This window comes from Erwinia oleae, from assembly GCF_000770305.1.
Taxonomy (GTDB): Bacteria; Pseudomonadota; Gammaproteobacteria; order Enterobacterales; family Enterobacteriaceae; genus Erwinia; species Erwinia oleae.
The window spans coordinates 1-11592 of record NZ_JNVB01000101.1 but is presented as its reverse complement, the minus strand read 5'-3'; the positions used below and the strand labels follow the sequence as shown (position 1 = coordinate 11592).

Here is an 11592-nt window from a genome sequence, read left to right as displayed (position 1 = left end):
GTGCCAGATATAGTCATTCGAACCCTGAGAGTTACACTTTTAAGTGATTCAGGGTATGCGCTTACTGGTTACGAATATTGTGCCAGAATCATGTGGTTTGATGATTGCCGCTTTGCTTTCGAGCCAGTAAGTGCTCCACGTTCGCTAACGAATACTCAGGGCATGCAGACAAACTGCTGACTATATTTCTTTCGAAGAGCGTGGAATGCATACCAATCCCCGATAAAAAGGAGTTGGTGATGACTGTGACTAATAAGTTTGCTGCGCACGTTGGTCTGGACTGGGCAGATAAAAAACACGATGTCTGTGTTCAGTTTAAAAACGGCGAACGCGTATTCCATGTGATTGAACATACAGCAGAAGCGCTTGATGCCTGGCTTACTGAGTTACACCAGAAGGTAAAAGGTAGAATCGCAATAGCTCTCGAGCTGAAGAAGGGACCCGTGGTATATGCTCTTCAAAAATATCCATTTATCACCGTTTTCCCTGTCCACGCTTTGTCCCTGGCTCGTTACCGGCAAGCCTTCTCGCCCAGCGGCGCTAAAGATGACCCGCAGGATGCCGAGTTAGCATTAGAGTTAATGCTGCGTTATCCCCAAAAGATAAAAGCCATTGAACCCGACAATGCGGATATCCGGTTACTCCAGCAACTGGTTGAGCAGCGTCGTCAACTGGTTGAAGATAAACGCCGTTTTGTGAACCGTATAATCAACACGCTTAAACAGTATTATCCTCAGCCCCTGGAGTGGTTCTCACATCGGGGTAGCTTACTGTTGTGTGAGCTAATTATACGATGGCCCAGTCTGCAACAACTTAAATGCGCCAAGCGCGACACGATCCGCAACTTTCTGAATGCCAAAGGTGGTCGCGCAATGGCCCTTACCGAGCAGCGTGTTGTAAGTATTGATAACGCGATCCCATTGACTGCAGACCCGAGTGTTATAGAGGCTAATGCTTTGATGGCAACAGCACTGGCGACACAAATTAAAGTCGTGAGTGAAATCATCAAAACCTATGACGAACGAATCGAAACGCTATTTGACACGTTGCCAGATGCGGGGCTATTCAAATCACTTCCGGGCATGGGACCTTGTATGGGCCCAAGAATGCTTGCTGCACTTGGTGATAACCGTGACCGGTTTAACAGCGCTGAAGAAATTCAAAACTACGCAGGCATTGCACCGGTGACAGAACGAAGTGGCCAGAAATCCTGGGTTCACTGGCGATGGCAGTGTGCCAGGTTCGTCAGGCAGACCTTCGTTGAATGGGCTGCCAAGACGGTTAACTCATCATACTGGGCCAGACTTTATTATCAGGGACTGCGAGAAAAAGGAAAATCTCACCAGTCTGCAATCCGGGCTCTTGCCTTCAAATGGATAAGGATCATTTACCGCTGCTGGAAGACCAGAACCCAGTACGATGAAGCGAAGTATTTGCTGGCTCTCGAAGCGCGACACTCGCCCTTACTGAAGCCATAAAAAGCTTGTCGAATGTCTCAGGGCGTGAAGCGGACATTGGGCGCTGCTAAGCTCTTTGCAAATAACTCACAAATCTTGCCAGTCAGGTAGTTTATTAGCCTTTTTTCGCCATCCGTGAAACGCTGCCATCATCACGCCAAACAGAATGCCCCCAGGAGACTCCTTAATATTGCCCACGAAGGTTGCATTCCGATATCTTTCCAGCTGAAAAACCACATCATCAGGCCCCATAAAAGACCATACATCAGTCCCATCATTAACGTGATGCGCCAGAAAGAAAGGAAAGGTAATGGCGGAATTTTTACGCCTAACTTCCATAAGCCACGCAACAGAGGCGGAGCATAGTTGCTGCGCCACATGTTTTTACTTTCCATAATGGCAAGCGCACGTTCCTTTTTCCGTTCAAAACTCATCTTTTTCTCCCTAAATAACACACGTTTTTTTATCAGAACCTCAATTATGATTGCTTCAGCTAATCTTTAGAACCATCAAGAGTGCACTCTTTAGGTTTACTGCGGGTAATATTGCTGTCCGCGCTGACAGAAGCATCAATAGCGTTCCGGCAGTCTTTGGTGCCACGCGGATCGCTGGCTTTCTTGTACTTTTAGACTTTTTCATTACGTTATTTCACGTGCTCCTTGTACCACTCAAGGCTTTGCGCGCATCGCAGGCGCATCGCCCCGTTGAACTCATAGCTTAAAGCGGACATTAAATTCAGTTAGCACGTCCGTTTCGTGCCGACAGCGGACGTGACTAACGAAACGGTGATTTAAAAAGCAGGGAGCAGGTCAGCAGCTCAGAAATAAATCATATGTACAAACAGCACAGGCAATACAATGCATACAAACATGGGTTAAAAGAACATCAACTTAATGCGTTATTGCCAAAGATTGGCCATGAGAGCTATGACGACGAAAAACGATAATACACATATGCCATAGTGTGAATTTACCGTCTACTCTTGGCGTAGAACCATCTGCCCCTTACGATACCGAGGTTTTTGTAAAACCTCGGTATCGTCCCCAGCTAAATCTAGGTTGGAATTAAACCATACTCAGTCGGTTACTCGAGCTCCAGTGCTGGTAGAGAATCCACGATTTTCATGGTTTCCAAGCTCACGGTGATCATCCGTAGTATCAGTTCAAATGGATATTTAGGATTATTCATGGTTTCCGTTGCCCAGAGGTTAGCATCGTTCTCAAGGCCGCTATCTTTATCCGTCTTAACGCACTGACGCTCCATTACCCAGTCGATGGCAGGCTTACCATTGACCACATAACGGTATGCATCTTCTGGAATACCTTTAATGGTTATACGTCCGTTATAAATAATAGTTGCTTTGTCGTTAATATTCTTACCATCCACTTTTACCTTTGGATGCTTCATCTTAACTACTCGATAGTGGCTATCTTCGCTGGCGGTACTCTCCAACGTCACTTTATAGCAAGGGCAGTTTCAAAGTTTAAATGTAACTCAGCCAGCGCCCGCCCAGCCTTAACGAAAGCGGAAAAGTCTTCAGCCCTCTTCACCCGAGGAATACGCGGAAGCTCTTTGCTCAAATTGTCACCATAACGGCTGCGGTATTCTTCACTATGAAGCAGGCCATATATGTAATAGAAAATATCTTCCTTAGTGAGCCGTCGTGAGGGATAGTAACTCTGGAAGTGGGTCAAGCCATCATCAGTGATGGCTTCGCGCTTATTTGTGCCGTCTTCATCATATAGGTAAAGAGGGAAGCACTGACTATCTCCATTACAATGTAAGTCTGGTATCACATTACTTATCAAAGCAATTTGCCCATATATATATTTCGCGTTGATCTGGATTACAAGGTTCGTTACCTCTTGATTAGGAAATATTTTAGGCATTTGCAATACCCTTTCATTAAAACGACGATTAAAATAAAGCCACTGTTTTGTGAGAGGACGATATAAACCTGCTGCCAAGCAATTAGATTGGAAGTTGTAATTTTTACCTTGTGATAGATCTTTTTTTAGATTCACTGTCCAGCTGATTTTTTTGGGTCAGTATTTAAAAAACCCTGCACTAGTTCACCTTTTTCTTTAGGTGTATTTTCTGCATAACGTCTTTGAAAGCGAATTACCTCTTCATTATAAAAGGTTATCATTTCACCCATATTTTCTGTCAGTTTGCGCTTACTGGGATTCCAACACCAAGCATCTCTATTCGTTGAAACTCCCATAGAGAAGTTATCATATAATTTATTATTACTGCCTTTTTTATCACCCATAACGATGAACTCATTGAAGCTCTCATCACGTTGATTTAACCAGTCGCCATGGATGTCAGGAACAATATGAGCCCACCCTTCATTTTCAGTAATACCCGTAATATCTGACAATTCTTTAATTTTTAGTAGTTTTTCATCTTGAGAAAGGTAATCACCAATGTCGTGAATGTAAATTTTCCCATGCTCTTTTGCCTCGGGGTTTTTGACCAATAAGGTGATAGCTACAGGTGTTCTCGTGCCCTGACCAAAGACATTGTCTTTTTCTTTACGTCTTAGCTCACCAGAGGTTCTTGCGTTTCCGCGCAGATGGAAAATCCAGATGTTGGAAAACTCTTTTGCCAAACACTTTCGCATACCATCAGCAGTGTTCGCTTCAATAAATCCTGCATTGGTGACATAGCCAATGACGCCACGATCCCCAATACGATCAGAAGCCCAACGTATGGCGCGAATGTATGAATCATAAAGTCCTTTAGATAAGGATGAATTCGAGTTCTTAGCATATGTATTTTCTATTCTTGAATCAAGAATAGGATAATCGACATTGGCATTGTTATCGTTTTGACTAGTTTGACCTATTGAGTAAGGTGGATTACCCAAAATGACACGAATATCTTTCAGATTACGTTGTAGGGTTCTGCGTCGACTATTCTCTGCTAAACGTTCTTGGATTTGATCTTCCTGCTCGTACATCTGGAAAGTATCGGTAAGACAGATGCCTGTAAATGGCTGATAGTTTCCGCCGATAATTCCGTGGTAAACCGCCTCAATATTGATGGCTGCAATATAGTGAATCGCCACACATTGTCTACGACTGAGCAACACCTGATCGAGGGCGATCTGCTGCGCGAGATGGCTTTACAAGCCGTTGTGACTCATGCCAAAGATTTCGACATCATTCACAATCATGGCCTGTGGTCCGTTGCGGCTGTCGGCATTTGTGGCTATGTGCTTAACGATGGAGACTTGGTTGCTAAAGCACTGTATGGCTTGCGTGGTGATGGTGAAAGTGGCGGTTTCTTTGCGCAGCTGACGCAATTGTTCTCGCCGGATGGCTACTACATGGAAGGCCCCTATTACCACCGTTTTGCCATTCGCCCGCTGTTGATGGTGGCCGAGGTTATTGAACGCCGTCAGCCAGAACTTAACATTTACCAGTTTAAAGAACGTGTGATCGCGCGTACCGCGGATGCACTGATGGCCTGCGCTTTTCCCGATGGCACGCTGCCTGCGTTGAATGATGCCTCCAAGAGCATGAACATCAACGATGAAGGCATCATCATTGCCACCAGCCTTTGCTTCCAGCGCTATAAACCCGATGATGTGCTGATTGCCATGGCGCAACATCAAAATGAGGTTTGGGTCAGTGCTGCTGGGCTGCTTCTTTCCAATGCGGCGCAAAGTGTGACGCCACGCCCCTTTAACTGGGGCTGCAGAATATTGCGCGACGGTCCTGACGGTGAGCGTGGTGGCGTAGGGATACTGCGTATCCAGGATGAAGAGCAAGATATCAACATGGCGCTACTGGCATTTGGTCAGCACGGTAGCGATTCGAGACTGCATGCAGCGCTGGATCACGGCCATTTTGACGGGTTGCACCTTAGCCTGTTCAACCGTGGGCGTGAGTATTTGCGCGATTATGGTTTCGGGCGTTGGGTGAACGTAGAGCCGAAATTTGGTGGGCGCTATATTCCCGAGAATGACAGCTACTGCAAACAGACGGTTGCCCACAACACTGTGGTTGTTGATGAACGTAGCCAACATCAAGGTGATACGGCAACAGCAGAGCGGCATTGGGGGCAACTGCACTTTTGTGTACCAAACCATCCCTACGGCCAAGGGGTGAGCGCGCTCGCTCATGATTACTACCCCGGCATCGATATGCAACGCTCGGTGCTGATGTTGAAATTGGAGGGATTTCGCACGCCGCTGGTGGTGGATCTGTTCCGCCTGACCAGTGAGGAAGAACATCAATACGATTATGTGTTCCATCACCAGGGGCAGCTTTTACGTACCGACTTCGATTATTACAGCTTTCCTCAGCTCGTACCGCTGGGCAAGCAGGATGGCTATCAACACCTTTGGAAACAAGGAAGAGCCCGTATTGCTCCGCAGGAATCTGTGCTGGTCAGTTGGCTGGATGGCGATAGCTATTACAGCTATATCAGCGCATTGCCTGCAGGGGGTGAAGTGATTTTTGCCCGCAGTGGTGCCAACGACCCTCACTTTAACCTGCGCAGTGAACCTGCCCTGATCGCGCGTACCTGGGGTAAGAGCATGCTGTTTGCCAGCGTCTATGAAACACACGGTTATTTTAATGAGGCCAGTGAATCATCGACGGATGCGCGTGGGCAGATAGTCCGGGTCGAGCTGATTGGGCACGACGATGATGTATCGATGGTTCGCCTGCATTTGGTGGATGAGCGGCAATTGACGATCGTAGTGTGTAACCGCTGGCCTTCCATGACACAGCCAGTGAGTGAACAGGGGGCATGGTTCAACTGGAACGGTAACCGTTTCCATTGGCAAGGCGCTTTCAGCGTGCAGTGGGAATCACCCGATTCGCTCACGCGAAAGTATTAATCGATCAAAGTATTAACCGATCGAAGTATTAGCCGATCTACGCAACAGCAGCGTGACCCTGTACGTGAGCGGGGCCGTAAATTCAATACATTTTGTATTATTATATTAACAATCTTTAAGCATTATCGTTACCGGTTCAGCGTATGAAAAACCGACCACAATGAGGAAAGTGATATGTTCTCCGATTTAAAAAACAAGCGAGTTTTGATTACAGGTTCAACAGCGGGAATGGGGCTTGCCGCTGCGCTGGCATTTGCTCGACAGGGAGCCAAGGTCGGAATCAATAGCCACTTGGTGACGCCAGATATAGAAACCCATTTGTCTGTATTGCGCCAGGTGGGGGGGAGAGGCGGAATTTTTTCAAGCTGACCTTATGAAATCAGAAGGTTGCCGTCAGTTTGTCGACGCTTTTGTTGCACGCTTTGGCGGGATCGACGTACTGATTAATAACGCGGGTGGTTTGGGCGGGCGCGCTAATCTGGAAAGCATCGATGACGAATTCTATGACCGTGTAATGGACTTGAATGCCCGCTCGGCGTTAATGACCACGAAATATGCCATTCCGCATTTACGTGCAGCAGCGGCGGCCAGCGGCCAAACCAGTTCAGTGATCAGCACGGGGTCTATCGCTGGACGTGAAGGAGGCGGTGTGGGGGCGGGGATTTATGCTGCTTCCAAAGCCTGGTTAAACGACATTCATCGCAACTGGGTGAAGGAGTTTACCCAAGACAACATCCGCTTCAATATCGTTTCTCCAGGTACTATCGATACTGCCTTTCATGATGGTAAAAGTGAGGAATTGAGAGCGAAGATTGCCGCGAGTATTCCGATGGGACGCTTTGGCCGTATTGAGGAGGTCGCCCCGACGTTTCTATTTTTCGCTTCCCACGCCTGCAGCGGCTATATTACAGGGCAGATATTGGATGTTAACGGCGGACAGATAGCGCCATAATATCTGCTCACACTGGCAGAACGTATGAAAACGCTCGCTCTGTCAGTGTGGGATTAGCCACCGTTAGCGTTATCATGTATTATGACCCCTCTATTCATCTTTAGGTATGATAAACGAGCATGCAGTTTGAAATGATTGCGGGTGCCAATCGGGGGTTGAATCTGCAAATCGCTCGCGATATTGCCCGAAAAATCCTTTCCGGTGCGTTAAGCCAGGGCGATATTCTACCGAGCGAAGTTGAACTGTGTGAGCAGTTTGGCGTAAGCCGCACTGCGCTGCGTGAAGCATTGAAGCTACTTTCATCGAAAGGGTTACTGGAGTCTCGGCCAAAGATCGGTACCCGGATTCGTCTGCGCTCATTTTGGAACATTCTGGATGTTCAATTGCTTGAATGGATGCAAGGCATGGAAGCGACTGAAGAGATGTATTATCAGTTCCTTGAATTCCGGCGTGCTATCGAACCGCATGCAACGGCCTTGGCGGCCGTGAATGCCACCAAGGATCAACGCATTGAGCTCTCAAGGATATTTCGAGAGCTCTGCTATATTTCCGAACATTTCGACCCTGAGGCATGGGTGAATATCGATACACAATTTCACCGGATGATTTTCCTTGCCTCCGGTAACGCGTTTTATATGCCCTTCGGCAATGTGTTGACCACCGTGTTTAAATGGTTTATCAGCTACTCCTCGAAAGAAGGCGGAATGTGCCTGGAAGACCATCGCATTATCTATGAAGCTATCATGGCCGGAGAAGAAACGGCAGCTTATCAGGCATCACTGGCGTTGATGACAGCCAGTAAGCACCGTTTGGGTCGTGAAGAACATTCTCATTCATAAACGTTGATAATAGCGTTTATATGCTTTGGGTGGAGCCCATCCACGCTACCCGATGGGGTGCGTTGTTGGCGTGATGTGGCAATTCACATCTTCTCCTGCATCCGTTCTTTTCCCTAAGATGTTGCTGGAAACGGTTGATAACATCAGCAATAATTGCCGTCCGTTCAGCCATTTTTCCCGCTTTGTTGCACAGGCTCCTTGCGCGGTTCGGCACTGTTTTTACTACCGTTCGGGGCTCGATGTCATGACCGACAAAAGCAAGGATCTCGCCGCGTTATACCTCACAGAGCATGAGCGCCTGGAACGGCAGATCCGGCACCGGGTGGGTTGTCGTACTATCGCCAGCGATCTGGTGCAGGATATTTTTCTGCGCTTGTGGGAAAAGGCGTTTGAGTGGAAAGGCGACTCTGCTGCTTATCTCACCCGTTGTGCGCGTAATGCGGCCATTGACCATTTGCGGGCGGAAAAAACGAAAGCCGATTACCTCCAGGGCGTGCTGGCGGAGCAATACGCTGAGGAGTCTGAGTCGCCGCAAGACATTGTGTCAGCACAGCAGAACATCCATCACATTGATGAAATCCTTGCTGCCTTACCGCAAAAAACGCGGCATATCTTTTTGCTTAATCGGATTCATGGACGCAGTTTCTCGGAAATCGCTACAGTGATGGGCATTTCATCACGCGCGGTGGCAAAACATACGGCGCGGGCAGTGGCTGCCTGTGAAGCGCGCATAGGAGGTGAACACGATGACACCGTCTGAGACGCAAATTCGCGAACAAGCGCGCGACTGGTTTATTGCTCTGCGGGATAATCCTTCCGGCTCTCAACGCGCTGCCTGTGACCAGTGGCGGCAAAGTCACCCTGCGCACGATGAAGCGTATCGTGCGGTCGAGGCGGTATGGCGGGCAACCGCTGAGCCAGGCAAGCGACTGGCAGAAAAAGAGTCCGATGCGCTGGCGGTTTATCTCACAGCAGTTAATCAGGCGAAACGCCATCAACGCGCAAGGCGTTGGCTTGTCTCAGCTAGCGCCTGCTGTGCCTTGGTGTTGGCGGGGATCCTCTGGCTGGAAAATCCTTACTGGATGCAGAATGTGACCGCGAGCCATGTCGCGAGCAAAGGCGAACGCCATAACGTGATGCTGGAAGATGGTTCGCGGGTATTACTGGATGCGGATAGCGCGTTCAGCGTTGAGTTTACGCCACAACTGCGGCGCGTCCACTTGCTGCGCGGTGCCGCTTTTTTTGATGTTACCCCTTCGCCGATCCCCTTTGTCGTTGCCACAGCGGCGGGGGATGTGCGGGTGCTTGGCACGCAATTTGATGTGCGTTTAATTGATGATGCCGCGTTAGTGACCTTGGCAAAGGGGAGTGTCGCGGTGACTGCGGGGGGGCGCGATGACGCAAACGGTGCTCAAGCCAGGAGAGCAGGCACGCTTTAGCGCCACCGGTACCCATACGCCTGTCAGCGTGAATATTACGGATGAAATGGCATGGCGCGAAGGACGTTATATCTTCTATCGTGCTCGGCTGGCCGATGTAGTGCATGAGGTTGAACGCTATCGTCCTAGGCGTATCTCATCTCAGCATCTGCGTTGGCCAATGAAAGCGTGACCGGCAGCTTCTCGCTGGCGGATAGCGATGCGGCATTGGCGTCTTTACAGGCCAGTGTCGGGTTTCAGATGCGCAAAGTCACTGAACGGCTGGTGATCCTCTCCCCATAAAAATAATATGTTTTACTGTGTGTTATGATTTTTTTATTAAAAAGTCCTTTTTCAGGGTTCAGTGATCGGGGTTTGAGGGCCAATGGAACGAAAACGTACTATAAGGGCTTCCCCGGCATGTCAACGTCGGTTTTTATGGTTTCTGTCTGCTCATCAGTAAAAATAAAGGGAAGAGACTGCGGTACTATAAACGGCCATGATGAATCGTCATCGATTCGGACCCTGATGAAAGACGCTCGTGAGGTTCTTGTTCGCTAAGCGGATACGTATATCCTGTACGTTTTGCAGATAATCCTCACGGGGTCTAACCCTTTATCATCAACGAGTTGCAGGTCATAAGGTTATACAGATTTGTGCTTCAGCCCGCTGAGTACAGCCTGAAATCATCACCATAGTGTAGCGATGCCCAGCACAGTCTCGCATTTTTGGCGGCGATAGCCACAACCGCACGCCAGTATCCTCTTCGCTCGACCAGCGAGCAGGCCCAGCGACTGAATGAGTCACTCTTTTTCTCTGCACCAATCAGTGCTGAACGGGCTCCCTGTACCAGGAGCGTTCGCAGATACGAATCACCAGCTTTTGTGATCCTGCCGAGTTTCGACTTTCCACCGCTGCTGTATTGTGATGGCGTCAGTCCCAGCCAGGCAGCCAGTTGACGTCCATTCTTAAAATCATGTGCATTACCGATACTGGCGACCAGCGCACAGGCCGTTGTAGGGCCAACGCCCTTCAGCTCCATCAGCCGCTGACTGCGGTGATCTGTTTTGGCCATGCGGGACAAAATTCGGTCATATTCAGCAATGTTAGCTTCAATGCGATCAACGTGTTCCAGCAAATCATCAACACATTGCTGAACCTGAAGCGGTAAAGAATCCTTTTGCGCTGAAACCATGTGTCGCAGGCCGTCAGTACTTTGTGGAGCTATGACGCCGAATTCAGATATCAACCCTCGCAGGCGATTATACGTTGCTGTTTTCTCTTCGATAAAACCCTGACGGGTACGATGTAAACACTGCATCGACTGCTGGCTTTCGTCTTTTACTGGTACTAACCGCATATGCGGACGACGAACAGCTTCACAGATAGCCTGAGCATCAGCAGCATCATTTTTCCCTGATTTACCGGCCATGCGGTAAGGCGATACAAACTTTGCAGCCATAAGGCGCGGTTCATGACCATACTGCCGGAACAACCTTGCCCAGTAGTGCGCCCCGGAGCATGCCTCCATCCCGATAATACAGGGCGGAAAACCAGCAATCAGCCCGGGAAGAGCGGCGCGGGTTACTCTGGATTTAACCAGAACAGTTTTGCCATTGTGGTCAACAACATGAACAGCAAACACATTTTTGGCAAGATCAATACCGATTGTGGCGATGGTCATAACGAATCCCTCCGGAGCTATGTTTACCCCATGATTGCACAAGAGTTAATCAGGCGCATATTCAGGGGAAGTCCCTTCCATTCGCTAAGAGGATAACTAATTGTTTATAATATATTTTCACTCAGTGGTACTAAAACTTACACGAAGAGATCCGCATGGAAATCGAAACATCCTACTATAAGGGCTTCCCCGAACAGTCAACTATAAGGGCTTCCCCGAACAGTCAACGCCGGTTTTTAATTTCTGTCTGTTCATCAATGAAGGGCAAGGGATAAGACTGCGCTACTATAAACGGTCACGTTGAATCTCTATTGATTCGGACCCTGATGAAAGACGCTCGTGAGATCCTCCTTCGCTAATCGGATAGTGATATCCAGTAGGATATGC

General features: G+C 48.5%; 12 protein-coding genes and 1 pseudogene. 8 read left to right on the top strand and 5 right to left on the bottom strand.

Annotated features, from left to right (window positions below; translation table 11 throughout):
• Nucleotides 1-239: 239 nt before the first annotated feature.
• Nucleotides 240-1478, top strand: coding sequence for an IS110 family RNA-guided transposase (locus GS12_RS21010; protein ID WP_034950500.1), 1239 nt, complete (start codon nucleotides 240-242; stop codon nucleotides 1476-1478).
• Nucleotides 1479-1544: 66 nt separating this feature from the next.
• Here the strand turns inward: GS12_RS21010 and GS12_RS21005 are convergent.
• From GS12_RS21005 to GS12_RS25205, 4 genes and pseudogenes are all read right to left on the bottom strand, one after another.
• A pseudogene (locus tag GS12_RS21005) lies at nucleotides 1545-1891 on the bottom strand (DUF6404 family protein).
• Between the two features lie 649 nt (nucleotides 1892-2540).
• A complete protein-coding gene (locus GS12_RS25215; RefSeq protein ID WP_405083337.1) occupies nucleotides 2541-2915 on the bottom strand; it encodes a type ISP restriction/modification enzyme in 375 nt (124 codons plus the stop codon).
• Complete coding sequence (locus GS12_RS25210; protein ID WP_264704747.1) at nucleotides 2912-3481, bottom strand: type ISP restriction/modification enzyme; 570 nt, start codon at nucleotides 3479-3481, stop codon at nucleotides 2912-2914. The genes GS12_RS25215 and GS12_RS25210 overlap by 4 nt, the downstream gene beginning before the upstream one ends.
• Nucleotides 3478-4530 (bottom strand): type ISP restriction/modification enzyme, encoded by a 1053-nt coding sequence (locus GS12_RS25205; protein ID WP_050491404.1) that lies wholly within the window; start codon nucleotides 4528-4530, stop codon nucleotides 3478-3480. Before GS12_RS25205 ends, GS12_RS25210 begins: the two co-directional genes overlap by 4 nt.
• On the opposite strand from GS12_RS25205, the gene GS12_RS20990 reads away from it, so the two are divergent.
• The 7 genes from GS12_RS20990 to GS12_RS25200 all read left to right on the top strand — a co-directional run bounded on the left by GS12_RS20990 (nucleotide 4519) and on the right by GS12_RS25200 (nucleotide 9824).
• Nucleotides 4519-6312, top strand: coding sequence for a heparinase II/III domain-containing protein (locus GS12_RS20990; RefSeq protein ID WP_050491405.1), 1794 nt, complete (start codon nucleotides 4519-4521; stop codon nucleotides 6310-6312). The genes GS12_RS25205 and GS12_RS20990 overlap by 12 nt on opposite strands.
• A 174-nt stretch (nucleotides 6313-6486) precedes the next feature.
• Entirely contained in the window at nucleotides 6487-6681 is a 195-nt protein-coding gene (locus tag GS12_RS25045) for a hypothetical protein (protein WP_235188783.1), read from the top strand.
• A gap of 4 nt (nucleotides 6682-6685) precedes the next feature.
• Nucleotides 6686-7264: an SDR family NAD(P)-dependent oxidoreductase gene (locus GS12_RS20985; protein WP_235421290.1), complete on the top strand. Its 579-nt coding sequence runs from the start codon at nucleotides 6686-6688 to the stop codon at nucleotides 7262-7264.
• Between the two features lie 119 nt (nucleotides 7265-7383).
• Nucleotides 7384-8103 (top strand): FadR/GntR family transcriptional regulator, encoded by a 720-nt coding sequence (locus GS12_RS20980; protein ID WP_031594607.1) that lies wholly within the window; start codon nucleotides 7384-7386, stop codon nucleotides 8101-8103.
• 73 nt (nucleotides 8104-8176) lie between these two features.
• The gene (locus tag GS12_RS20975; protein WP_235188785.1) at nucleotides 8177-8863 is read left to right on the top strand and encodes an RNA polymerase sigma factor; all 687 of its coding nucleotides are present in this window, start codon (nucleotides 8177-8179) and stop codon (nucleotides 8861-8863) included.
• Nucleotides 8850-9542 carry a FecR family protein gene (locus tag GS12_RS20970; protein ID WP_050491406.1) on the top strand — a complete coding sequence of 231 codons (693 nt, stop codon included), beginning with the start codon at nucleotides 8850-8852 and terminating at the stop codon, nucleotides 9540-9542. The genes GS12_RS20975 and GS12_RS20970 overlap by 14 nt, the downstream gene beginning before the upstream one ends.
• Nucleotides 9543-9695: 153 nt before the next feature.
• Nucleotides 9696-9824, top strand: coding sequence for a hypothetical protein (locus GS12_RS25200; protein ID WP_264704746.1), 129 nt, complete (start codon nucleotides 9696-9698; stop codon nucleotides 9822-9824).
• 358 nt (nucleotides 9825-10182) lie between these two features.
• Here GS12_RS25200 and GS12_RS20965 read toward each other — a convergent pair whose 3' ends face one another.
• Nucleotides 10183-11205: an IS110 family RNA-guided transposase gene (locus GS12_RS20965; RefSeq protein WP_034950494.1), complete on the bottom strand. Its 1023-nt coding sequence runs from the start codon at nucleotides 11203-11205 to the stop codon at nucleotides 10183-10185.
• Nucleotides 11206-11592 lie beyond the last annotated feature (387 nt).